The organism is Gordonibacter faecis (assembly GCF_030077735.1).
In the GTDB taxonomy this organism is placed as follows: domain Bacteria; phylum Actinomycetota; class Coriobacteriia; order Coriobacteriales; family Eggerthellaceae; genus Gordonibacter; species Gordonibacter faecis.
Genome location: NZ_JASJEU010000013.1, coordinates 234,273 through 258,823, shown reverse-complemented (window position 1 = coordinate 258,823; position 24,551 = coordinate 234,273). Strand labels below are relative to the sequence as shown.

21 protein-coding genes are annotated in these 24,551 nt (G+C 58.5%); 8 read left to right on the top strand and 13 right to left on the bottom strand.

The genetic code is table 11. From position 1 onward, the window contains the following. Positions 1-804 precede the first annotated feature (804 nt). Both QNJ86_RS07585 and QNJ86_RS07580 read left to right on the top strand, forming a co-directional pair. On the top strand, positions 805-3,186 hold the full coding sequence (locus tag QNJ86_RS07585; RefSeq protein ID WP_283832000.1) for a molybdopterin-dependent oxidoreductase: 2,382 nt from the start codon (positions 805-807) through the stop codon (positions 3,184-3,186). Further along, entirely contained in the window at positions 3,161-3,523 is a 363-nt protein-coding gene (locus tag QNJ86_RS07580; RefSeq protein ID WP_283831999.1) for a 4Fe-4S dicluster domain-containing protein, read from the top strand. The genes QNJ86_RS07585 and QNJ86_RS07580 overlap by 26 nt, the downstream gene beginning before the upstream one ends. 329 nt (positions 3,524-3,852) lie before the next feature. Here QNJ86_RS07580 and QNJ86_RS07575 read toward each other — a convergent pair whose 3' ends face one another. The 7 genes from QNJ86_RS07575 to QNJ86_RS07545 all read right to left on the bottom strand — a co-directional run bounded on the left by QNJ86_RS07575 (position 3,853) and on the right by QNJ86_RS07545 (position 12,380). Then, complete coding sequence (locus QNJ86_RS07575; RefSeq protein WP_283831998.1) at positions 3,853-4,605, bottom strand: hypothetical protein; 753 nt, start codon at positions 4,603-4,605, stop codon at positions 3,853-3,855. A 213-nt stretch (positions 4,606-4,818) separates the two neighbouring features. Then, entirely contained in the window at positions 4,819-5,034 is a 216-nt protein-coding gene (locus QNJ86_RS07570) for a hypothetical protein (RefSeq protein WP_283831997.1), read from the bottom strand. A 12-nt stretch (positions 5,035-5,046) separates the two neighbouring features. Then, the gene (locus QNJ86_RS07565; protein ID WP_283831996.1) at positions 5,047-5,265 is read right to left on the bottom strand and encodes a DUF4332 domain-containing protein; all 219 of its coding nucleotides are present in this window, start codon (positions 5,263-5,265) and stop codon (positions 5,047-5,049) included. 114 nt (positions 5,266-5,379) lie between these two features. Then, entirely contained in the window at positions 5,380-7,605 is a 2,226-nt protein-coding gene (locus QNJ86_RS07560) for a molybdopterin-containing oxidoreductase family protein (protein ID WP_283831995.1), read from the bottom strand. A gap of 225 nt (positions 7,606-7,830) precedes the next feature. Beyond that, positions 7,831-9,888: an arsenosugar biosynthesis radical SAM (seleno)protein ArsS gene (gene arsS, locus QNJ86_RS07555; protein ID WP_283831994.1), complete on the bottom strand. Its 2,058-nt coding sequence runs from the start codon at positions 9,886-9,888 to the stop codon at positions 7,831-7,833. 227 nt (positions 9,889-10,115) lie between these two features. After that, positions 10,116-11,204, bottom strand: a complete 1,089-nt coding sequence (locus tag QNJ86_RS07550) for a GTP-binding protein (RefSeq protein ID WP_283831993.1) — start codon at positions 11,202-11,204, stop codon at positions 10,116-10,118. Positions 11,205-11,282: 78 nt separating this feature from the next. Further along, positions 11,283-12,380 carry a methyltransferase domain-containing protein gene (locus tag QNJ86_RS07545; protein WP_283831992.1) on the bottom strand — a complete coding sequence of 366 codons (1,098 nt, stop codon included), beginning with the start codon at positions 12,378-12,380 and terminating at the stop codon, positions 11,283-11,285. Positions 12,381-12,804: 424 nt separating this feature from the next. Here QNJ86_RS07545 and QNJ86_RS07540 point away from each other — a divergent pair, with 424 nt between their 5' ends. Both QNJ86_RS07540 and QNJ86_RS07535 read left to right on the top strand, forming a co-directional pair. Next, positions 12,805-14,517, top strand: a complete 1,713-nt coding sequence (locus tag QNJ86_RS07540; protein WP_283831991.1) for a PucR family transcriptional regulator — start codon at positions 12,805-12,807, stop codon at positions 14,515-14,517. A 200-nt stretch (positions 14,518-14,717) separates the two neighbouring features. After that, complete coding sequence (locus QNJ86_RS07535) at positions 14,718-15,848, top strand: ATP-binding protein (protein ID WP_283831990.1); 1,131 nt, start codon at positions 14,718-14,720, stop codon at positions 15,846-15,848. Here the strand turns inward: QNJ86_RS07535 and QNJ86_RS07530 are convergent. The 4 genes from QNJ86_RS07530 to QNJ86_RS07515 form a co-directional block, all read right to left on the bottom strand. Next, complete coding sequence (locus tag QNJ86_RS07530) at positions 15,842-16,051, bottom strand: hypothetical protein (protein WP_283831989.1); 210 nt, start codon at positions 16,049-16,051, stop codon at positions 15,842-15,844. The genes QNJ86_RS07535 and QNJ86_RS07530 overlap by 7 nt on opposite strands. Positions 16,052-16,138: 87 nt before the next feature. Continuing rightward, complete coding sequence (locus QNJ86_RS07525; protein ID WP_283831988.1) at positions 16,139-17,407, bottom strand: MFS transporter; 1,269 nt, start codon at positions 17,405-17,407, stop codon at positions 16,139-16,141. 180 nt (positions 17,408-17,587) lie between these two features. Beyond that, positions 17,588-17,935 (bottom strand): 4Fe-4S dicluster domain-containing protein, encoded by a 348-nt coding sequence (locus QNJ86_RS07520; protein WP_283831987.1) that lies wholly within the window; start codon positions 17,933-17,935, stop codon positions 17,588-17,590. A gap of 12 nt (positions 17,936-17,947) precedes the next feature. Next, the gene (locus QNJ86_RS07515; RefSeq protein WP_283831986.1) at positions 17,948-20,347 is read right to left on the bottom strand and encodes a molybdopterin-dependent oxidoreductase; all 2,400 of its coding nucleotides are present in this window, start codon (positions 20,345-20,347) and stop codon (positions 17,948-17,950) included. Positions 20,348-20,579: 232 nt separating this feature from the next. Between QNJ86_RS07515 and QNJ86_RS07510 the strand changes: the two genes are divergently transcribed. From QNJ86_RS07510 to QNJ86_RS07495, 4 genes are all read left to right on the top strand, one after another. Beyond that, positions 20,580-20,798, top strand: coding sequence for a hypothetical protein (locus QNJ86_RS07510; protein ID WP_283831985.1), 219 nt, complete (start codon positions 20,580-20,582; stop codon positions 20,796-20,798). 239 nt (positions 20,799-21,037) lie between these two features. Continuing rightward, complete coding sequence (locus QNJ86_RS07505) at positions 21,038-22,270, top strand: MFS transporter (protein ID WP_283831984.1); 1,233 nt, start codon at positions 21,038-21,040, stop codon at positions 22,268-22,270. A gap of 1,103 nt (positions 22,271-23,373) precedes the next feature. Continuing rightward, positions 23,374-23,643 (top strand): type II toxin-antitoxin system RelB/DinJ family antitoxin, encoded by a 270-nt coding sequence (locus QNJ86_RS07500; RefSeq protein ID WP_283831983.1) that lies wholly within the window; start codon positions 23,374-23,376, stop codon positions 23,641-23,643. Next, positions 23,644-23,940: a type II toxin-antitoxin system RelE/ParE family toxin gene (locus QNJ86_RS07495; RefSeq protein ID WP_283831982.1), complete on the top strand. Its 297-nt coding sequence runs from the start codon at positions 23,644-23,646 to the stop codon at positions 23,938-23,940. Positions 23,941-24,002: 62 nt separating this feature from the next. Here QNJ86_RS07495 and QNJ86_RS07490 read toward each other — a convergent pair whose 3' ends face one another. Both QNJ86_RS07490 and relB read right to left on the bottom strand, forming a co-directional pair. Then, positions 24,003-24,272 (bottom strand): type II toxin-antitoxin system RelE family toxin, encoded by a 270-nt coding sequence (locus QNJ86_RS07490; protein WP_283831981.1) that lies wholly within the window; start codon positions 24,270-24,272, stop codon positions 24,003-24,005. Next, positions 24,269-24,496, bottom strand: a complete 228-nt coding sequence (relB, locus tag QNJ86_RS07485; protein ID WP_283831980.1) for a type II toxin-antitoxin system RelB family antitoxin — start codon at positions 24,494-24,496, stop codon at positions 24,269-24,271. Before relB ends, QNJ86_RS07490 begins: the two co-directional genes overlap by 4 nt. Between the last annotated feature and the right edge of the window lie 55 nt (positions 24,497-24,551).

Genomic DNA, 24,551 nt, shown 5'->3' with positions numbered 1-24,551 from the left:
AAACGCAGACGCCACACGCCCGACGATACCGTGCTTCCATAACAAACGCCGATGCGAGGAAACGGTGTTACCGGGCCGGTACGCCCCCGATCCTCACGTCCGGTTAAAACAACCTGTTCCCCCTCAGACTTCACGGGCTCACTGCTATTGAAGAGCAACTTTTTCTGCGCCCTCTTCAGGTAAACCATCGTTTCCCCCCGCAGAGCAACTAATGTAAAAGGAGAGATGATTTTCCCAGTTCAAACGTCAAAGCTGCACACGTCCCGCCCAAGCCGAGCCCCCTCTTTCGATGTATTCCACCTTCTCAAAATCTTGGAGCACACACCATTATCAGGAAGTATGCATTCGCTCCTCGATCCCAATTCATACCATCGGTATGAAGGCCCTTTTTCACGAACAAACCACCGGACGAGGGACAGCAATTTTTACCGTTGCTACGATGCAATAAGCCGACCCGGCTCTTTCGATTTACCTCATTCACCGTTTCCCGAAAGGAGATTCTTATGTGCTTCAGACCTGCCGCAGTGTCTACCGACAAGACCTGCCCTTCATGTAAAGCAACCTGTCAACCCACCGAGACGGTATGCCCCCAATGCGGAGCCGAACTCCCAGCAAGTACGCTGCCGATTCCAAACGTTGGCACACCCGGCGCACCAGGCGCCCCCGACACTTCGATGGCCCCTGGTATCCCACAGGCACCCAAAGCTCCCGGCAGCAAGTAAGTAAGCGGCTTTCCGCACAGGTGCTTCGGCACCGCACGGAGAGTTCGAACGAGGACGAGCAAGAGGAGAAGGAAGTGACACCATGACAAAAAAGTATTTGGAGGGGAACACTTACAACCCCGACATCTACCGGAGCGATCTCGACCATTGGCAAGAAGGCGATTACACCGTCTATCGAACCACCCAGTGGAGCGCCCCCGGATGCCACGATGGCTGTGGCATTCTGGCTTACGTAAACAAGGAGGGGAAGCTCGAAAAAATTGAAGGCGACCCGGCCAATGGGTACAACCGCGGTGCCTTATGCATGCGCTGTCTTGATATCGTCGAGGCCATGTATGCGGAAGACCGCCTAAAATACCCCATGAAACGCGCTCGCGAAGATCGCGGCAAGGATGCTTGGCAACGTATCAGTTGGGACGAAGCATTCGATCTCATTGAGGAGAAGGTACGCTATTTCCAAGAAACCTACGGAAGCGGCTCAATCGTCGTTCAGCAGGGAACAGGTCGCAACACGACGTTTTTCCACTCGACGGCACTCTGCTACATCGGCTTTAACAGTCCCTCGGATACCGGAGGCTTCCTTTCCGGCAGTTCCTGCTATGGGCCACGTGCGTCCATTATGGCACTCATGGCTGGATGCTTTCTGATCTCCGATATGTCCCAAGCGTTGCCCGAGCGCTTCGACTCTCCTGACTATGTGCTGCCTGAGTGCATTCTTATATGGGGCAACGACGCCATTGTTTCAAATCCAGATGGCTTTCTTGGTCATTGGATGGTTGAAGCCATGAAGCGCGGTAGCGAGCTTGTCGTCATCGATCCGCGCTTGACCTGGATGGCAGCAAAAGCAAAGTACTGGTTGCCACTTCGTCCTGCCACCGATGCGGCGTTGGCAATGGCCATCGCCAACGTCATCGACGAAGAAGGGCTCATCGATCACGAGTTCATCGACTGCTGGACCTTCGGCTACGATACGTTCATCGAAGCGTGCCGCACTATGACACCGGAGAAAGCTGCGGAGATTTGTTGGCTCGATGCCGATACCATCCGCGCTGCCGCCCGCTTCATCGGTTCTTCTCATCCCACGTCACTTCAGTGGGGTCTTAAGCTCGACCAGCAGGTAGCCGCTACCCCTGCAGGCCAAGCAATTCTGGGCATCGTTGCCATGACCGGCAACATAGACGTTCCAGGTGGCAATCTACTCATGGTTGACCACGCGTTCAACCTGGCTCTTTCGACGGGCAGCAACTGGCGTTTTGTCCCCGAAGACCAACGTAAGATGATTCTCGGAAACAACGTCTTCCCCATGCATGCACAGGGAGATGTCGGTAACATGGCCCAAGAGGATGTAGTGCTCGAAGCGCTTGAGTCCGACGGCAAGATCAATGACGTCGAAGGTGATATGCCTTTGAAGATGTTCGTCCTTTACTCGACCAACCCTATCGCCAACATGGCAACCGAGGCACCGCGCATCTATGACGCTATGGTGAACCACTCCGAATTTAATGTTGACGTTAACTATGTTCTTACCCCTTCCGCCATGGCGTACTGCGAATTGGTACTACCCATCGCCATGGGACCCGAGCGCAATTCCCTGCGCGCCTGGTGGTGGCCTCTACGCTCCATACGTAAAACCTCAGAGCGGTACTACGAGTGCAAATCCGACGAGGAGTTGGTGGCCGAACTTTGCAATCGCTTGAACCCGGAAAGCCCCATCCCTGACAACGACATTGCTTGGATGGACCAAATTCTCTCGGAATCGAATACCGATCTTACCTTTGAAGACTTGAAAAAGAAGGTTATCGAATGGCCCGAGTGGCACTATCGTAAGTACGCACTCGGTGAGGTGCGCTACGACGGCCAGCCCGGATTCAACACCGTAACAGGTCGCTTCGAATTCACACCCGTTTTGCTTGAGCAGTTCGGCCTCCCGCAAACGCCCTACTACGAAGAGCCGCGAGAAAGCCCGCTTTCAACTCCCGAACTTGCCGAAAAGTATCCTCTTATCCTTATGACCGGCCGCCGTTCGTGGGAATTCTTCCACTCCGAGCACCGCAATCTTAAAACGATGCGTGAGTTCCATCCCGACCCGCTGATTGAGGTATCCCCCGAGCTTGCTGAAGAACACCACCTTGCAGAAGGCGATTGGGTGTGGGTTGAGAATCACCGCGGCCGCTGTCGTCAACGCATCAAAATTACCCCAGGTCTGAACCCTCGTTTCGTCATGGCCGAACATGGGTGGTGGTTCCCTGAAGGCGATCGCGAGCGGCTCTTCGGCGTGTTCGACTCAAACATCAACAACCTGACCACGCAATGCAATATCGGCCAAAGCGGCTACGGCGCACCCTACAACGGACTGCTCTGCACGATATATCGATGCACCGAAGCCAACAGCGAAGTTCTCCCCACCGAGCAAGTAACAGAGAAAGGGGGCTGGAGCTATGAGCGCAGCCATCTCGACTTCTAACCAAGGGCTTATCATTCAATACGATTTCTGCACCGGCTGCCATGCGTGCGAAGTGGCATGCAAAAAGGAACTCGGCCTCGACAAAGGTGAGTTCGGCATCAAGGTAATGGAATATGGGCCAGCCAAAAAGCCAGATGGACGATGGGACTATTTCTACATCCCCGTACCCACCGATCTGTGCACCCTGTGCGCCGAGCGTGTAGACATGGGCAAACTTCCCGCTTGCGTACATAATTGCCAGGCGAAAGTCATGGAGTTTGGAGACGTAGAAGAACTAGCCAAGAAGATGACGTACATCAAAAAGTGCGTATTGTTCTCGCCCGGCGAGAAGGAGTAATTCAACCGAAGAAAGGGGCCGCCATCAACCAGCGGCCCCTTCCACACGGCCCCTTCCGCAGCCCCTCCGCGCAAAGTCTTCTTCACCACACTTCTCGCTTCTTGGTTAGGGAAACGTCTTTGTGGGGAGCGTATAATTGGGGCGACAGTGGCGCGGCGGGTGGCGTGTGTGGCGGCGCGGGAAGGGGAGTGCGAGGGTGTGTATTCCTTGCGTGATGTGTGGGGCTTGTTGGCAGGATGACGCGGGCCAAACCGCGACGTCAGGCGTGTGCCCGGAGTGCGGTTCGCCAGTTCCTCCGGATGCTATTAGTTGCCCGCAATGCTACACGTTCATTCCGCCGCGAACGGCGGCGAACCAGGCTGACCGCCCTTCGTCCACCCACCCGTCTGTCGACGCGAATTCACCGAGCGTTCAATGAGCAGCGCAAGTGAGTCGTGCACGATGTTCTCGTACGGGCGCACCTCTTCGAGCGAGCGCTGGCAGGGCTCATCTAACAGGCGCTTGACCATGCGCTGGATGAACGCACCCGTAAAGAATTCAGCCAGGAAATCGACATTCGAGCCCCCAGACAATAACTCCTGCTCAACCGCCCGCTCAAGCGGCCCTTCATCGGCCAGTCGTCGCTCTATCAGTAGCATGATGTCCTGCTTGATCTGGGGGCGGTACAGGCGATACAGATACTCTTCGAGCGACCCCGGCCCGCGGACCGACAGCACCGCGCGGTAATAGGCGCGCCGGCGCTCCAGCGTGCGGGACAGCTCGTCAAAAAACGGTGCGTTGTACAACCGGCCGTCGGATTGCATGTTGCGCACGTAGAACGGCAACGTGGGATAGGCCCCCTCACCAGCAGGTTCGCACACAAGCAGACCATCATCGAACAGCGCCTTGAGACCCTGCGCCAAATCGTAGCGGAAGAGCCACGTGATAACCTCGCCCCTGTCGGAGAAGTGGTAGTAGAACGTTTTGCGATGCTTGCCAATGCGCTCGGCCACCATGCCCACGGTCACCCGCTCAAGCGGCATGGTTTGCACCAGCGAAGCAAACGCCTCGGCCACACACAGTTTGGAGTCGTATCCCGCCATCCGATCATCCCCCTTGCGCCCTGGGCCCATCCTAGCGTGTTGCGCGGCGCAGCGCATCCCCTTCGACAGATACTCCTTTTTACCCACCGACACCTGCCGTTTTAGTTCACCGAACCAAAGCACGCCAAGGTTCCCGCCACCAAAGCAACGGGAACCTCACGTGGTTTGCTTGTCAGCCCTTCTGCGAAGCGGAGCGGGCCCAAGCCTCTCGCGCTACGCCGTTGGCGGCTTCGGCGCACTCGGCGCCCCAGGCGCCCCAGGCGCAGGAGCGGCAGGAGCCCCGGGCGCTCCAGGCGCAGGCGCCTCATCAGCCGGCCTCATCAGCTCCCCGCACTCCGGACACTTCCCCTCAGCATCGGGCTCGGCCACGGTGTAGCAGTGGGGGCACACGATCTCCCCCGCCTCCGCGCTTGGCGGTCTAAAGCACATACGCCCACCCCCTCACCATTCGCAATTCGACATGAGAATAAAGTTGCCGGCCGTGGCCGACCACTCTTCCAACTTAAACGTATCCACACCAATCTTTTCGGACAAATCGGCACGCGTATCAGGGTGTTTAGCCACCTCGTAAAACGCTTCGATGGTTTCGATACCCTGAGCTTTTATCTTCTCAGCAGCCTCGGGATCCATGCCGAAAAGGCTCGCGATGTCATTCGCCATGTCATCGTCCTTTCTCTTGCGGGCGCCGCCTCGCCCCTTGCGGGTGCAGCCCCTCACGCACTCAGGCGCGAGGGGCCTTTGAACGAACGCCGGGTGTCTACCAGCCAGGATGCGTTACGCGTCCTGCTCCTCGCACTTGTACACCTTCACCGCAACGCCGGTCTGCTGCCACGCGCCAATGAGCTGGTCAAGCGTGTCGGGATCATCGTCCAAAATCATGTTCACGTTGGACTCAAACGCTCCCATCAGGCTGGGCAGCGCCTCGTCCTTCTCCGGGAACCACCAGTCATGCTGCACGCTGATGACCCGCGGATCCACGATGGACGTCTTGCGTGCCCGCTGCTTGATGCGGCCCAGGTGCGTCTCAATCCAACACCAGTCGCCGTCGCGGATGTCCAAATCCACCGCCGTAGAGGGATGAATGTCGAAAATCGGGTCCGGATGCAGGTCGCGGTAGGGGCCGGGCTGGCGGTGCTCCGAATGGTAGAACGGCATGAAGCGCGCGCCCGTAATCATGATGAGCGGGTACTCGCCTTCCCACTCGGGGTGTTTCTCAACGCTGAGGCCCGGATACTCGAAGTGCGGCAGCGGGTCGAACGGGATGCCGGTTTCTTCGGCCAGCTTCTCCACCACGCTGGACTTCAGCTCCACCTTGCCTGAGGGCGTGAGGAATTTGAAGCCGGGCTCCTTGTACTTCTCGAACTTCTTCTGACCGGCCATGTACTTCACGTCGTTATAGAACTTCTCGTGCGTCATACCCATGGGCGCAAGCTGGAAGTCCAGCATGCCCTCGGTGGTGGGTCCCCACCACTTGTCTTCCTGGCCGAGGCGTTTGGCCAGGCCATAGAAGAATTCATAGTCGTCGCGGAAGTCCACATCGGTGCCGCCTTCGAAGCGCTCGATGACGCGCGCCTGTGCACCAAAGTACATCGGGCGGTGGTTCATGACGGCATAGCAGTTGTCCGGACGCTCCAGCCACGTGGCCGCGGGCAGCGCGTAGTCGGCCAGCGCCGCAGTGGGCGTGAGGAAGTAGTCGTGCACCACCAGCAGCTCCAGGTTCATGAGCGCCTCAACAACCAGCTTTGTATTCGAGAACGCCATAACCGGGTTATCGGCTTGCACGATGAGCGCCTTCACCGGGTACGGGTCGCCGTCGCGCATGGCGCGGAACAGCAGCGGCGCGTTGCTGTACGGGTAGAACGACGGATAGGCCTGCGAGATGACGTCCCAGCCCTTGAACGTGAGGCCCGGGAAGCGGTCGTTGCCAATCATTTTGTCGCGCTGCTCCTGCGAAAGGGCGTAGTGCTCGTAGAACGCCGGGGGGAAGCGCGACGGCGGAGCCAGCTGGTCGCCACCCTTCTTGTCGAGGTTGCCCGTGATGGCGCGCAGGATTGCCTTCGCCTGGATGGCGCTGGAGGCGTTAATGCCGCTGGCGTCGCCGCCCTTCTGACCCCACGGCAAACACGCGGGCTTGATGGTGGCGTACATGCGGGCGGCCTCGCGAATCTTGTCAGCGGGAACCCAGGTAATTTCCGCCACCTTTTCGGGCGGATATTCGGCCGCACGTTCCTTCAGTTCGTCGAAGCCGATGCACCATTCGTCGACGAATTCGTGGTCGTAGAGGTCTTCCTCAATAATGACGTTGATGAAGCCGAGCGCCAGCGCCGCATCGGTGCCGGGACGCAGCTGCAGGAAGAGGTCGGCCTGCTGGGCCACTTCGCTAAAGCGCGGGTCGATGACCAGGAGCTTCGCGCCGCGTTCCTTACGATTGGTGTCCACCCAGTGCCACAGAAGCGGCTCGGATGCAATGGTGTTGCGGCCCCACAGCACCACGAGGTCGGCGTTCACCCAGTCGGACTTGTCCGAGCAGAAGCCGCCATACGTGCACGGCTCAAGCCACATGTCAGACGAGTAGCAGATGGTGCCGTTGCCGCCGGTGTTCGGGCTGCCGAACAGGTTGGTGAACTTGTAATGCAGCCAGCTCCACGTGCGCGCCGTGCCCTCGGTGAAGGCGAGAGTCTCGGGGCCGTATTCGTCGCGGAGTTTCGCCAGCTTCTCGGCAATTTCGTCAAAGGCCTGATCCCAGGTGATTTCCTCCCACTGGCCGCCGCCGCGTTCGCCCTTGCGCTTGAGCGGCTTCTTCAGGCGATTCGGGTTGTACACGAACCCATCGAGGTAACGTTCCTTCTCGAGGCGCGAGCAGATGTATCCCTTGTTGTGCGGACAATCTGGGTCGCCTTCGATCTTGGTGATGCGGCCGTTCACCTTCGTTACCAGCACGCCGCAGCGCACGTGGCAGAAGAAGCAACCTGCTCGCTTGACTTCCACTTGGTCGGCCATGATACCTCCTCCTCACTCGTCTTTTCAGACGGACGTCGCGTCCGCTCGAACGGGAGGGCCCGTACGTGCGGGCGCTTGAACATGGCTCTAGTATGCGCGCTTGAGGCACGCCCGCGCCCTATCCAACTTCGTCCCGCTGGCTAGTGAGGGAAAGAAAAAGATGGAGATTGACCAGGTCTTATATTTGCGCGCGAGGATAGAGGAGGGGGTTGGTAGCTTGCCCCCTCACTCCCCGTACTTTTCCATGAGGCTGCCGCCGCAGGAGCTGCCGCAGCCGGCGGCACAGCTGTAACAGATGGGGTTCGTGGCAATGGTGCGCACGTCCAGCGGCTTATCCACCAGGTCGTGGATGGTGCTGGGTCCGTCGAGCGGCAGGCCCAACACGTGGTTGACCTCGCAGTCGTACAGCCGCCCGTCGAAGTCGACGTTCACCTGCGTGCGACACATCATGCGTGCAACCACCGCCGCGTTATAGTTTTCAGAGAGTAAGTCCAGGTAGAAGTCAAACTTCCCCTCGTGCTTCAGCTGGTGCGCAAAGCGCCCGAGGGCATAGTTGTTGAAGGCGTAGAGGTTGTTAAACTTCACGTGCTGCTCGCGCTCCAATTCGAAGGCGTAGAATTCCTCCAGTTCGCGCTGGTCAGGCGGCAGGAAGGGGCCGGACACGTTGTAGGCCACGTCGATGACGAGGTCAGGGTTCACGCCATAGCCGAGTGCGTTCAGCTTGCGCAGCACTTTGATCACGCGATCGAACACCTGGCGGCCGCGCTGTAGGTCGCAGCCTTGTTCGTTGAAGTACGGCAGCGAGGTGACCAGGTGCACCTTGTTGTCGGCGTACACCTGCATGAAGTGCCGGTACGCCGGGTCATCAAGAATGGTCAGGTTGCTGCGCACAATAACCTTGTCTGCCCGCGCCGCCGCTTCGCGCACGAACCATTCCAGATGGGGGTTCATCTCGGGCGAGCCGCCGGTGATGTCAAGCGTGCGGAAGCCGCCCGTTTCGAAGGCCGCAAGCACCGCCTCCATCGTGGCGCGCTCCATGACCTCGGTGCGCGCGGGGCCGCTTTCCAAGAAGCAGTGACTACAGGCCAGATTGCAGCCATACCCCACGTTGACCTGCATGGTTGTGAGGTTGGGCGCGCTGCGCAGCAACTCCTTATCGTGCACGCGCTCGGCGAAAGGCTCAATGCCTAAGTCATCGCACGCCTGCTCCAAGTCGGCGAGCCCGAAGTGCCGCTTGCCGCGCCTGAGTTCAAGCGCCTCCTGGGCTGAGCCGTAGTCGTAGGCGCCCACGTGATGCGCCGTGTCGCCCGTCACCGTGAAGTGCGGCGCATAGCGCGAGGTCCGCAGCAGCGCAGCCATGTTGCCGCTCACCGCCACCGGCCGCCCTTTGATAAGGCGCACGTCTTCGGTCAAGTCGAAGTAGCGCGCGTTTTCGGGCAGGGTGCCCAGGTACGTGGCCGTCTGGCCGTAGTTTTCCTCGCGGTCCTCCAAGCCATCACACTTGACGGCGCGCACCGTATGCGAAGCGAAGCCGATGCAGCCCAGCTTCGTCTCAATCTGAAAATCGCCCACGTGCAATGGCTCGGTCTCCACGTCATAGAACGCAGCGATGCCATGCTTCGCCAAGATGCGCCGGAAGTCCTCGATATAGAGTGCACCCGACAGGCATTCGCCGCGCAGCACCGGGTCGTCATAGAACTTCGGCGGCACACGGCGGTCGGAGAAGATGTCCGAGAAGTACAGCTCGCCGCCGGGCTTCAACACGCGGCAGATTTCCTTAAACACCTGGTCTTTGAAGGGAGAAAGGTTGATGACGCAGTTGGATATGACCACATCCACCGACTCGTCTGCAATGCCAAGCGCGGCCAAATCCTCAATGAACCCGCAATGGAATTCCACGTTGGAGCGCTCGAACCCAAACCGCGCCATCTGCGCAGCCTCATGCTGACGCGCGAACGCGAGCTGCTGCTCAGTCATATCCACCCCAATGACACGCCCGGACGGGCCCACCAACTTCGAGCAGATATACACATCGCGCCCCGTCCCGCACCCCAAATCGAGTACGGTCGCCCCCTCAAGCGCCGGCGGAATAGGCGACCCACACCCGTAGAAATGCGCCATAATCTCGTCATCTATCTCATTCATGACATCAAGAACATACTTCGGCGGCGTATGCGAAGTACAACAACACGCATCCGTCTTTAGGTCATCACTGCCTTGCAGCACCTCCCCATAATACTCCCGCACCAGCTCCCGAATATCCCGACCCTCATCAAACCCCATGTCGACCTCCCTCTTCCTCCCCCAACGATCTAACCGCCAACCCCTCACAGGTTGAACCCCCCCCCTCATTTTTGGTGATTGGACATGCCTAGAGGCCTGAAGTGGGCGGGAGGGGTCTCGCGCGCAGTTCCGCAGCGAATGGAACAGTCCAGCGGACTGTTCCACCGAGCGAGGACTGTTTGAGCACGAGGCCCCTCCCGCCCACTTCAGGCCTCACCCCGCAGGTCCTATCGTCCTTCGTCCGCCATTCCAAAGCATTCCGTAAAGAACACCTGGCAGTCCAGACCGTACTTCTCGCATACTTCATCCAGCGCATCATCCATAAGCCGTGCGAGCGGTCGCGCCTCACACACGGCGCGCGCGTTGATAATCATGCGCAGGTTCTTGTGCGGCCGCAACAGTTGCTGCGCATATTCCACGTCGTAGTCCACGCCGATGAGCGATGCCTTGTTGAAGTCGCCGTTGCCCGAGGTGGCGAACGTTTTCAGGTGTGGCACATTGCGCTTGCGCTCAATGAAGCCCATGCGAATGCCCTCAATGAGGTCCTCCACCACCGCGTTGCAGTCAATCTTGTTGCCGTCGTTCGTCTTGAGGTACAGGCGGCGGTTGTACCAGGTGAGTTTCGCCTCGGCATCTTCGAATTCCTTATTGTTACGCACGGAGAAGTTCTTCAACTGGGTTTCGTGCGTGGTGATAAACGCCGCCAACTCGTCAATGCCCGTCCGCTTAAGTGCCGAAATAACGATGACCGGAATGTCCGGGCAGGCGGTTTTGAGGAAGTCGACGTAGCGCTCGATGTCGGTGGGTTCAAGCAGGTCAGCCTTGTTCAGCACAACGAGGTCAGCCTCTTCCAGCTGTAGCTTCAGCAGATATACCAGCTCTTCGGGCAGGTTGATGTCGGCGCGCTCCGGCATGATCATGCGCAGCCGCTCCGGGTCTACCACCACGGTGAACGGCGACAGCGTGAATTCGTCGGCGCAGTCTTCGGCCAGGCGGTGGTACACGTGGTCGAGCGCGCCCACGCCGCAGCCGGGGATGTCCGACATGACGAACACGGCGCCGTCCTTGTCGCGCAGCCGACGGATTTGGTCGATGGTGTTGTCCATCTGATAGCAGATGCAGCCCGAGGCAATTTCAGCCACCGTGCAGCCCGACGTTTGGGTAAGGTTGGTGTCCACGAGGTTCGCGCCCAGGTCGTTGGCGATGATAGCCGTCTCGCCGTAGGTTTTGTTCATGTGCTCAGCCAGGGCTATCATCGTGGTGGTTTTGCCGGCGCCCAGAAACCCGCTCACCACCATAAATCTGATCTTGTCCATATTCGTACCTTTCACGAGAGGGCGGACGGAACCCATCTGGCCCGCCCGCCTTCGTCTACCTTTTCGCCGCAGTGCCTGCTAGCAGCAGCTCACCATGAGGGGCTGGTCGTCTTCGTCCACGATGCCCTCCCAGTCGGGGGCTGTCTTGATAATCTGGTCGCCGTGGATGTCGCCGTAATGCACCTCGCGGTTGCCCTTCACCGTGATGACTTTCGCATAACGGCAGCCCTCGAGACCCAGCACCGACACGTTGTCGCACACGTGGCACGGCTTGCCGGCGGGGAACTTGATGTCCTTGTCGAACAGGAAAAACTCAGGGTAGTCGGGCAGTGAGCCGTCGTAGATGATCTCTTCGCCGTAGTCTTCGCAATGGTCCGACGTGAGTTCGGAGTTCAAAAGGCGGCAGGTGATGGTGGCGAATGCGATGCCGGGGAAGCGCGCGGCCTCAGCATCGGTCAGCGGCGTTTGGCGCGTGATGACGTAGCGCGGGTCGTGGAAGCCGAGGCTTTGAGCCATGCGGCGGAAGTCCTCCACGAAGAGCGCGCCGCCGAGGCGCAGAGCCACGTTTTCGATGATGTTTGAGGTTGCCTGCGGGATGCGGCGGTCGGTGAACACGTCGGTAAAGTACCACTCGCCCTGGGGCTTCAGCACGCGCTTAACCTCGGCAATGTAGGCCGCCTTGTCGGGCGAGAGGTTGAACGTACAGTTGGAAATGACCACGTCAACCGTGTCGTCGGGGATAAAGGACAGGTCCTCGGGCACGCCGTGCACCAACTCCACATTGGCCTCCGCGAAGCCAAACTGCTTCATTTCCTTGTCGAGGTACTTGCGTGCGATGCCAAGGCGCGCCTCGTTAGATTCCACGCCGATGACTCTACCGCCAGGCCCCACCAGTTGCGCCGCCAGGTAGGTATCCCGCCCCGACCCGCAGCAGAGATCCACCACCGTGCATCCCTCGAGAAGCGGCGGCAACGGAGCGCCGAACTCGTGGAAGGTATTCTTGATCTCGGCGGCCACGTTGAACAGCTTGTCCTTGGCCTCACCAGGCACGGCGTCAACCGCGTTACGCGTCCGCGCCGTCGCCTGCGGGTCAATCCCCCCAGCCTGAGCGACGACATCATAGTACGCCTGGTACCCTTCCGAAGTGGCTTTACGATAGTAAGCAGAATAGTCCATGACAAGCCTCCCTTTCGTTCGCACCGCATTCTTTTATGCGACCTATACAACTATAAGACTTAGTCTAGTAATAATGCAAGTCTTATAGTTGTTATGAACGACTAAATGAGGGAATGGGGGGGCAAGCGGGAGCAGGATGTCCAGCACATTAAAGTGTGACGCGCTTCGCGTTAGCGAATACGCCCAAATGTGCTGCGCTTCCCTATCATTATGACGAGGGCATCAAGCATCAGATCCCGCAGTCCACCAGGTTATCCGTAGGGTAAGAACCTTCAGCACCTGCTTGTTTCACCCGCGCTCTCCGCAATCCGTTTTTCGTGAACCCGCCTCGCCTCGCTAGGGAGGCCGCAAAAGCCACTGGTATACTACTGTTACTCGACACATATTCTCGGCGGTCTTTTGTCACATTTGAAGGGGGTTCGCTGTGACATCGCATGACTTTGGCGACGATATCTTCCTTCCATCTGTCTCGGGGAGCAGTTTGCCCTCCGTGACACTGTCCATGCTGCTGGATTTCCTCTCGGATGCCGAGATAGTGCATCGCCCCACGCGGTCGCGCAGAACGTTTCGCTGGTTCGCCGCCTTGTCGCGCGATAACGTGGCCGCAGATATGCCGAACGACATCGAAGATGCCCACGTGCTGTTCGTGTGTCGCCTCAGCCACGCGGAAGCGGCGCTGCGCGACCGGCCTTCGTCGTTCGCGCTGGCCTTAGCAGACGAAGGCGAAACCTTCCCGGATGAGCTGCACGACAAGGCGGAACGTCTGCTGGTCATTCGGCAACCCAACCGCTTTTCCTACTTTATCTTCCTGCTGCAAACCTACTTTCTACGGCTGCTGATGTGGGAAAACGAACTCGATCGCATCGCGGCGCGCCAAGGTACACTCGCCGAAGCGCTCGATGCCAGCGCGCCCATCATCAAGAATTTCATGTTCGTCACCGACAACGACTTTAACGTGATAGCGCGCACTTCCGGCATAGAACCACCCGATGACCTACACCGACGTCTGGTGAAGACCGGCTGCCTCTCGCCCCAGATGATCGCCGAGAAGCGCTTCCACCTGCCCGAGAAAACGTTCTACATCAAAGAACCCTCCGAGGTGACACCCTACGCGCGCCTCTCGCGGCCGCTCTACCTGAGCCACACGTACTTCGGCTCGCTGTCCATGTCCTGCCACGAGGTGCCGCTCACCGAGGGGCTTAAGGACCTGTTCTCCCTCCTCTTTCGCCACGTCATGCCCATTTGCGAGCGGCAATGGCGCCTCCAAGTGCGCCTCAACATCCCCCACTACTTCTTCTTCGAGAAGTTGCTGGAGCACACGCCCGTCTCCGACGAATACGTGCGCACGCAACTGGAGATGGCATCCCTGGGGTGGGACACGCAGTACAAGCTGATAGTCATGGAGGTGGATGAGGGCGCCGAGCCCGAGAAGGCGGCGCGCGTGGTGAAGGCGGCTGCGCACCTGAACCAGGGCAACGTGCACTGCTTCGCCTTTCGCTCCGAGGTGCTGGCGCTGTGTTACGCGCCACCGAGCGACAGCCTGCTTTCGCACCGCCGCACCATGGATGAACTGGAAGAACGGGTGACCGAGCCCTTCGACATAGCCTGCGGGGTATCGGAAATTTTCGAAGGCATTACCAACCTCGACCTGGCATACCGACAGGCGAAGATTGCGCTTGGGCTGCGCCAGACCATACGGCTGCAGTTCGCCGCCGACGAGAATGCCGACCGCGGCGTGTACCTCTTTGGCGATGCCCTCATGTACTTTTTGGTGGACCCCTCGGACAAAGACGAGCGCTTCATGCGCTTCTGTTTCACCCATACGGTCGTTGAGAAAATCCACGCGGAAGACGTGCGCAACAACACGAACTATTTGGCGCTGTTCTGGCACTACCTGCACAGCGGCCGCAACGCCACCGTGGTGGCGCAGAAGTTGCACCTCCACCGCAACACCGTGCTCTACCACATAGAGAAAATCCAAAAGCGCTTCGACTTCGACCTCTCCATGCCCGGCGCCCACGAGCGCATGCTCATGGACTTCAAAGCCTTCTTCCTCAACACCAGCCAAGACTCCATAGAGAAAGTGCTGGTAGGGGTGCCAAAGGGTGAGGAAGAAGAGGACGAAGAGCAGAGATAACAGTGTGACGCGCCTGCGAATGACAAACCTATAGCAATCAGCGAGAAGCACTATACTTTGTTATAAAGAGCTATACTTTAGTATAAAATAGTATAAAGTGATATAAATTGGTAGAAAGACACCGAGAAGGCTCGCACTCGCCACAAAGAGAGCGCCGCGCAAAGAGCCTTCACTTTCTTGCGAGATGAAAGGCTGAGCCTATGTCCGCCACCAAGCAACCATTGCAAAACCCTTTCAAACCCACCGCGGGGAAAATGCCGCCGGAGCTGATTGGACGCGACCAGGTCATCGAGGAATTCCGTGACGGCCTTGCGAACGGGCCGGGAGCGCCTGAGCGCTTAATGCGCGTCTCAGGTGTGCGCGGCATGGGAAAAACGGTCATGCTCAGTGAGTTCAAGCGGATTGCGCTTGTAGAACCCAAGAAATGGACCGTTGTCAGTGAAACGGCAAGCCCCGGCTTCTCCGCCCGCATTCTGGAAGCGCTTTCGCGAACAAGCCATGCCTCCAGCATGAAGATTCAACCGACCGCCTTCGGCGTGAGCCTGGGTAGCCTGGAAATTGAACGGGCCTCCCTTGATCTGCGTGAAGCTATGATAAAAGCGACCGAGAAGAACCAGGGCCTGCTCATCACTCTTGATGAGGTGCAGGATGCCTCGCTTGAGGAAACGAAGGCCCTCGCCATCGCCGTCCAGCACATCATCAGCGAAGATAGGAATATCGCCTTCGTGTTCGCAGGGCTTCCGTCCATGATAAGCGAGGTGGTGAATGGCAACACGCTCACCTTCCTGAGGCGCGCTATTCCCGTGAATCTTGAAGCCATCCCCATTTCCGAGGTTGCTTTCTCGCTCGCCGACACTATGCGCCGCCTGGGTCGTATGACTATCAAGGATGATCTTGTGGACGAACTCGCACACGCATCCGCTGGCTACCCCTTCATGGTGCAGCTGGTTGGCTACCAAACCTGGCAGGTCGCCTTTAGACGACTTGGCCGCGAAGCAGGCGAGGTGTCGGCCGCCGATGTCGAAAAGGGAATCTCCGAGGCTCTTGCCCGCTTTGATGCCATGGTTATTGAACCCGCCGTCCACCATGTATCGCCTTCAGCCATGCGCTATCTGCTCGCAATGGCCGAAGATCAGGGAAAAGCAAGCGAAACAAGCGAAGTGGCAGCTCGCCTGGGCATGAGCCTTAACGGTGCCAGCCCCGTGCGCGCGAAGCTTATCAAGGATGGCATCATTGAAGCGGCTGATCGAGGGAAGGTCAGTTTTACCATTCCTTATATGGCACGTTATTTGGAACATAACCGGCAAGAGCTTGAGCAGGAGGTTTACTGAGCGGACTCGGCCTTTGGTAGTGCCGCGCCGGGGGTTAGGCTCGTGGTGCCGGATTGGAGCGTGAGGGACGCGCTGCATGCGGCGCACGCGGTTGATCCGGGTTCGTTCATATGGCCGCAGGTGGGGCAACGGCGGACGAGGATGGGTTTTGGTTTCTCGCCGCGGCAGCGACCGCAGTTCATGCAGTAATGGCAGTTGCCCATACACGTCCCTCTCCACACGGGAGGCCGGAACAAGTCCGGCCCCCTCTCACTTTATGCGAACACATTCATTCTCCGCAGCAGTTAGCCTTAAACCTGGTCATTCTTCGCCGCCGCTTGCTCGTCGGCAATCTTGCCGGCAACCGAGCTGCGTACGTTCGGGAACAGAAAAAGCGACGCCACCGCAACAAGGCACAACACAGCCGTCGCCACGTACACGCCTTGGTAGTACGGCACGCCATCCACCGCGCCCGTCGCCGCAATGGCGATGGGCGAAATGATGTACGACGCAATGAGGAACATACCGAAGTTCTGGAACGTCGCCTGGATACCGCCGACAACGCCATAGTGCTCGGTCTTCACGCTGGGCAGCAACGTGGGCAGCATCTTCGTGAACGGCATGGCCGACGCCATCAAAATGGGCTGGATGCAGAACACCGCCCACGTGATGGGGCCATACGGCAGGAAGAACACCACACCGAAGCAGAGGGCAGTACCGACCAGACAAATGATGAACGGCGCGCGCATATTCTTGAACAGCTTCGCGAATACCACCGGCAGCGCCATGGAAGCCACGCACGCGATAACCGTGTTGATGGTGGACATGTCGCCCGCAATGCTGGTCAGGCTCGGGTCGCCCATGAGGGTGGTCACCGCCGCCACCATGTACGAACCGTTCACGTTCGTCATGCCGAACACCAAAAACGCCACGATAGCCACCGCCCACACGTGCCAGTTCTTCACCACAACACGCAGGTACTGGCCGACAGGCTCCACAGAGCGATGCTCGCCATCAGGATGCTTGCGATACACGGCAAACCACACGATAACCCCTACTACCATCAGGCCAAAGCTGAACCACCACGCGTCCTGAATGACCGCCACACGCGAGCCGTACCAAATGGCCAACGCAGCACCGGCCGACATGCCAGCCGTGTACACGCCCATGGCAAACGAGTTCGCCGTACCGGGGAACCACAGGCGCAGCAGCTTCGCGGAGTTCGCGTTCAAGGCCGCCACACCCATACCCATGAAGAAGCTGGAAATAAACAGTGTCCAATAATCACCCGAGAAGCACCGGGCAAGCGCGCCTAAAAGCGACACGATGAAAGCCGCGGCGAACACCTTCCCCAAGCCAAGGCGGTCCGCCAACACGCCACCCGCCATGCAGAACAGCACACCCGAGAAGTACGGGATAGACATGATCATGGAAAACATCATCGGTTCGCACTGATACTCCTGCATGACCAGGATGGCAGCGCCGCCGGGAACGATAAACGAGAATTGCAAACTGATGAGCAAAACGGTCATACCAATAAGGATGACCCATCGCCACGGATAGAGCTTTTCCTCTTGCATAGGAAACCTCCTTGTATGTTAAATCCCCCTGAATCCGCCGCATACAGGGCCAGCCGACCTCGAGGGCCAGCCAGAAAACACCTTGCGGGGATGCCTGGTCACACGTGCATACGACCAGGTGAGACACTGCGGGAAGCCTGCCCCGTCGCACTCGGCAGGGCAGGCTCATCCCGTGAGGCGCTACTTCGCGAAGATCACCATCTTGTCCTTCGCAGCAGCCTTTGCCTTGGCGGCAAGTTCGTCGAGCGCGCCATACACCATGACACCAGCCTGGCAGTGATGCACGCAGGTGGGAAGCTTACCTGCGGCCACGCGGTCGGCGCAGAGGTCGCACAGGTGCGTCGGTACCGGCAGGTAGTCATACTCCCACACGCCATCGGAGCACTGACGTGGGCCATCTTGCACAATCTTGATACCGAAGTCGCCCTTGGGCAGGTCATGTTCTTTCTTGCAGGCTACCTCACATGCATGGCAGCCCGAGCAGTACTGGTAGTCGATCAAAAGACCGTATTGTCCCTTTTCAGCCATTGTTCTCCCCTTCTATTCGGCGCGGTAGTCGTAGAAGCTGGGCTCGTCGCTTTTGTGGGACGGGCCATGCGTGTAGCCATTGGTGGCCGTCACCTGGTAGGTGGGCTGATCTTCAGGCTTCATGTTGTCGGGCGTGCAGGCATACACCTTCGCCATGCCACACTTGATGGGCGCACCGTAGCCAGAGGGGCCGTTTTCGCACATCGGAATGAGGTTGTTCGGATTGCAGTCAAACACGCCAAACAGGTTCGGCTCGGCGGCCTTCTGCTCCGGGAACCACCAGCCGTGCTCGGTGGACACCACGCGCGCATCAAGCGTGTCGTTGAAGCGCGCCACCTGGCGGCACTTGCCCATCTGGTTTTCGATCCAGGCCCACTCACCCTCATGGATGCCATACTTCGCGGCCGTGTCGGGATGAATGTCAAAGTACGGAACCGGGTGCAGCTCACGCGAGGTGGTGTTTGCCTGGCGCCACTCTGAGTGGAAGAACTCAAAGGAACGCTTACCGGTGGTGAGCACAAGCGGATACTCTTCGGCGAGTTCCGGCGTGGACACCGGTGAGGTGGGCGGCTCTTCGTAGAAGGGCAGCGCGTCCACTCCCCAGCTGTCAAACAGGCTGATGTAGAACTCGTAGCGGCCGGTGGGGGTCATGAAGCCGGGCTGGCCGTCGGGGCGCAGCAGGCCCTTTTCATATTTATAGTAGCGGAAGTCGTTGTAGATCATGCCGCCCTTATCTTCGAGCTCTTCCATCGTAAAGCCGCAGTTGCCAACCTGAAGACGCCAGTTCATGTAGTCGCGCGGCTCCTGAACCCACTCAGGCCAACTCTCGGGTGCCAGGCGATGACCGAGGTCGATCATAATCTGCTCGTCTTCCTTGGCCTCGTAGAAGCTGGAGCACTTCGTGAGCGAGCGTACCGGGTCGAACCACACGCGGATGCAGTCACGCTCGTTGGACATGGCACAGGGCAGCACGAGGTCGGCGCATGCCACGATGAACGGGGTCTTGAACAGGTCAACCACGCAGATGAACGGCACATTCTTCATGGCACGGTAGATGCGCGGAGCATCCTGGCCCATGTTCGTAATGGGGTTGGACGACTGAATCCACAGCATGTTCACCGGACGCGGGTCGCCCTTTTCGTCGAGGCCCGTCTCGCAGGCAACGAGGATGGCGTCGGACTGGGAAGACGCGGTGAAGCCGTACTTCTTCAGGTTGTACTTGGAGTTGCCGAGGCGCTTCTCAACCATGCCCTCCTTCAGGTACTCGATGCCGGAGTTGTAGCCAAACTCAAGGCCGCACGCCTGGTCAATGAGGATGTTGCCGCCCGGATTGTCAATGTTGCCGGTGATGCCCGCCAAGCAGGCGATGGCGTGGGCCGTGGGTGTGCCGATCTTCGACATGTCGACGGCAAGGCCCCACTGGATGGTGGACGGATGTGCCTTCGCGTAGAAGCGCGCGGCTTCCACGATGAGCTCAGGCTCGACCCAGCAGATCTCGGCCACCTTCTCAACCGGGTAGTCCTTGACGCGCTCGGCCAGGGCTTCGTAACCGTACGTCCACTTATCGATGAACTCGTGGTCGACCAGGTCCTCGCCGATGATGACGTTCATCATGCCAAGCGCGAGCGCCGCATCAGTGCCGGGACGCAAACGCAACCAGTACTTCGCCTTTGAAGCAATCCACGTGAGCTGCGGATCGACGGCCACCAGTTCGCTGCCGCGCTTCATGCACTCCACAATCCAGTGACCGAGGAAGGCGTCGGAGTTGCACACGACCGGGTTCGTACCCCAGATGACGATGCACTCAGGCAGCTGCCACTCGGGGTCGTTCTCGTAGCGGTCGGGGCGGAACTGGCTCATGTCGGCCACCCACTGGTTGCCCATGACCACGTAGCAAAGCGCCGTACGAGGCAGCATGCACGAGTCGCCCGAGAGGAAGCAGAGCGTGAGGTCTGGGCCACCGAAGTTCGCGTACTGGTTGTGAGCGATGACCTGGGAAACGTTACGGCCGGTGCCAATCATGGAGATGATGGACTCGGGGCCATCCTTTTCCTGGAACGCGCGCACCTTTTCCTCGATGATGTCGTACGCCTCATCCCAGCTGATGCGCTCCCACTTGTCCTCGCCACGCTCGCCGGCGCGCTTCATGGGGTAGCGCAGGCGCTCCTCATGGTTCACGAGCTCCGGCAGCTCCAGGCAGCGCATGCACAAACGGCCCTGGTTAAACGGGCTGTTCGGGTCGCCTTCCACCTTCACCAGCTTGCCGTCGTCATCGGTGTAGAAGATGACCTGGCAGCCCTCGTGGCAACCCGGGCCCGACCACATGGTTGTACGCGTGGCGGTGAGGTCGCCCTCCTTCCAGTGCAGCTGTTTTGGGTACAGGTCAAGGTTGTACTCGTTGTTGTACTCCATACCTATTCCTCTCTTACCTCGTCCTCTGGGATCTTTGAGCGCGAGCCGCTCGCCGAATAGCGCCCATTCTAGAGACGGCGCTCCCGTGGCCGATACGGAGGAAGTTCCAAAAAAGCAAGGGGAGTTTTGGAAGTTCCTCCATAGGCTGCGAAAGGAGGCGTTTCCTATACTGCTGGTGAGGTCGGTCCCCCGCCGGCCCTCCAGTAATCCCCAACAGAAAAGAGGCTTGACCATGTGCTTCAGACCAGCAGCTGTCGAGCTCAACAAGAAGTGCCCCGCGTGCGGTCACTCTTGCGAGCCGAACCTGACAACGTGTCCCGAATGCGGCGCTGAGCTACCCGCAACGTCCGGCGCACCGGGCGCTCCCGGTGCCCCCACGGCGCCCGGTGCTCCTGGCGCTCCTGCAGCCCCTGGTGCACCCGCAGCACCGAAAGCTCCGGGGCAGAACTAGCGCTCGTGCGGTGCGGCCGATCCCGCCACGCCTGCGAGGTCGACCGCACCGCAGCCCATCCACACGACCGACGACAGGCCGCAACAAAAGCTCTTTGCAGGTTGACCGTAGGGCAAGGGTTCTACCCTTGCCGTTCAACAAGAACGAACTTGCCAGGTCAAACGTAGTTGGTGACAAGGGCAGAGCCCTTGCCCTACGGTCAACCTGGCAGGACCTGCCAACAAGAGGAGAGGGAAATTATGGAAAAAGCAAAGACCGGCAACGCGTGGGCGAACTTTATTCTCATATTTATTATGGGAGCCATTTTCGCCATTGGCTTTTTTAAGGTACCGCCCGCCATGGGCAGCCTCATGGCGTACTTCCAATGCGACCTGGGCCAGGCCGGATGGTTCATGTCTGCCTGCTCGGTGGCCGGCACTATCATTGCGTTTGCCACAGGTATGATTCAGACGAAGATCGGGCCGAAGGGCATGCTCATTGCCGCGCTGGTGTGCATGGCGCTCGACTCGCTCATTGGCGTGCTGGCCCCCAACGTGGAAGTGTTCATTGCGTCACGTTTCATCGGCGGCCTCGGCAACGGCTTTTTGGCCACGGCCGGCCCGACGCTCATTGCCCTTCTGTTTAAGGATCCGGCCAAGCGCGGCCTGCCGAACTCCATTTGGGCCTGCTGGACCGCGGCCGGATCCCTCATTATGCTGAACTCCTACGCGTTTATTCTGAATGCCACGGGCAGCTGGCAAGGCGTGTGGTGGGTATGCCTGGCCATTGTGGTTGTAGGCCTGGTGCTGACCGTCTTCGGCGTACGCATCAACCACGCCGAAGAGATGCAGATGGTGGCTGGCAGCGGCGACGTGAAGCCGTGGGCAGGCCTGACCTCGCTGAACTCGTGGCTTCTGGTTATTATCTTCGCATGCTTTGCCTTCATTTTCTCCGTGTGGTCGGCCATGGCGCCCACGTATTTGCAGACCCCGCTTGTGGGTATGGACATGGCGGCCGCGAACTCCATCTCGTCCATCACCACCGTCACCGGCATCATTGGTTCGCTCATCATTGGCGTGGTGCTGAACAAGGTGAAGAACCAGCCGTTGATTTTGGTGGGAACCATGGTGCTGTGCACCGTTGCGGGCATCATCCAGTTTATCTTTACTGGTCAGGCAATGATTATTGTGGTTGCCGTACTCGTAGGCCTGTTCACCAACATTGTGCCGCCGGCACTGTTCTCGAACGCACAATGGGCCGCTAAGACCCCGGCTGGCGTGGCGCTGGTCATGGCCGCACTGCCTATCGGGTCGAACTTCGGTGGTATTCCTGCAGCCCCCATCGCGGGTGCCATCGTGGAGTCCACGGGAAGTTGGGCGATGACCGCCGTGCCGCTGGGTATTGTGGGCGTGATTGGCGTGGTATGCGCCATCGTATTCATGGCACGCTGCAGCAAGTATGCCACGTCTTCGCAGGCTGAAGGCGAGAAGTAGCAGAGTTCTTCCGCACATCACACCCCTCCCCGCCTTGGCGGGCGAGGATTCACCAACCATCAACGCGAAGCGCAGCAACCCCCTGAACGCCACGTTTCGCCGAGATGAGATCGGCCGCAGGCTACAAGCCTGCGGCCGATTGTTGTTTGAGAGGGATGGTAGCGAATGATCGCAGCTTGGCACTTGATTGGGAACTGGTTGGCAGAGATCGCCGTTTAGGTACGGATTACGAGGGTTGAAATGGGTTTTGGGAAATCACGACCAGGCATTTCTTTATCGGGAGAGAATATTCGCCTCTTTCGAATTCGAAAATCCGTACCCAAACGGCGATCCCTGCCATTTTCTCGGGAACTGAGTGTCGCGCAAAGCTGAAATCAGAGTCAGCCTCCCTTTGGCATACCTTTTGCCGATTGCGTTTCCACCTCTGGCAGAGCGATCGTCGCCCATCAAAGTGTGGCGCGCTATCGCGCTATCTATTTCACCATGAGGCGGCTGCCTTGCCTAGCTTTACGACGCGGGCTGACTGACTTGTTGGTCTTGCCATGCAGTTGGGGAAACCTCCGTAGGGAGAGGTACAAAAGCACTTAACCTGCCAGCTTGCCCGTAGGGCAAGGGCTCTGCCCTTGCCGTCAACTACGTTTGACCATTAGGTTTATTCCCCTTGAGCGGCAAGGGCAGAGCCCTTGCCCTACGAAAACTCACAAAGGGAACTTTTGTTACAGCCCCGTTCGCGCGCAAGCGCGAAAACACAGGTTGAGGTTGCGTTCTCCGCCTATGGCGGAGCGGGTGCACTGGAGTGACCCTACGGGGGGCCACCATGCAAGCACGTTAATCGCAGGAGAACACGCCCTCGTCATTACGGTAGGGATGGCAACCAGCCCTTGGTGTAATCTGTAGCGCGAAGCGCGTCACACTTGAACGCGCCGGATTGCCAAGTACGCTAACCATGAAAACTTGCCTCGTTATAACGATAAGTGCTGTTTTAGAGAACTCACGAAACATTCCTTACCTCTTTTTGGCAGCCCTCCTTCTTGCGAAATGTAAGACATACTGATACTATCGTCTTGCATTAGTTATAAATTATTAAGCACAAGGAGGATCTCATGGCTATGGCATCGGTTACCGTCCGCGTGGACGAGAGCATAAAAGAAGAAGCTGCCCGCATCGCCGAGAGCTTTGGTTTCGATCTTTCTTCGGTCACGCGCGCCTTCTATCGCCAAATGGTGCGCGAGCGAGCCATTCCCCTTAACATCACCACGCCGCTGCCCAACGAGGAATCTTTGCGCGCCATCGAAGAAGCGGATCGCATCATTGCCGAAGGGAAACCGGGATACAAAACCGTCGAGGAACTCATGGAAGCCCTGGAGGCTTAAATGGCGCGCCTGAGTGCTCGATTCACTCCCCAATTCAAGCGCGACTTCAAACAGCTTCAAAAAAAGCACGTGGACACAGCACCTCTTGAAAGCGTTTTCGCCCTCGTGCTTGAGAATAGCGAGCGAAGCCACAACGAACTTGTGCGTCGTCACAATATGCATGTGCTCACTGGCGTTTGGAAGGGCAGCTATGAATGCCATGTCGCAAACGCGGGAGATTGGCTTCTCATCTGGAAAACAGGCGAAGGCTTGGCAGTGTTTCAACGCACCGGATCACACGACGAACTGTTTCGCTAACAGTTAGGTTGTTTTCTGCCCTGCGAGCACAATCTCTCAGATAATCACGTTCCCCACGCCCGTCATCTATACACATCGCGACGGTGACCCACTTTGATAGAAACCACCACCGCGCGGTCGTCCTGTAGATCACATAACACACGGTAATTCCCTATGCGATAGCGCCACATGCCTGGCAGCTGGCCGGTTAGCGACTTTCCCTGCGAACGTGGGTCGGAACATCCGTCGATGTTCTTATTCATCCACGACAGCACCAGCGTACGCTGTCCGGCATCCATCTTATGAAGCTGACGCCGAGCAGCCTCGGAATACTCCAACTTCCAGGCGGTCATCTCAGCCCGAATTCTCGCATAATTTCATCGTTACTATACGTGACCGGATGCGCGTCAAATTCTTCCTTCGCGGCTTTCCAATCGCGCAAATCCAAAGCGTCTTCAATGACATCAAGCGTTGAGGAAATCATTAGATCGGCCATGGACACACCCTGCATCTTGGCATATTCGCTGATGAGCTTCTTTTGCCCTTCCTGCATCCTCATGGTATACGTGGTACTCATGGCATCCTCCGTTCCGATTGTATGTGCATTGTAACACACCCCCTTTCGAAGAAGC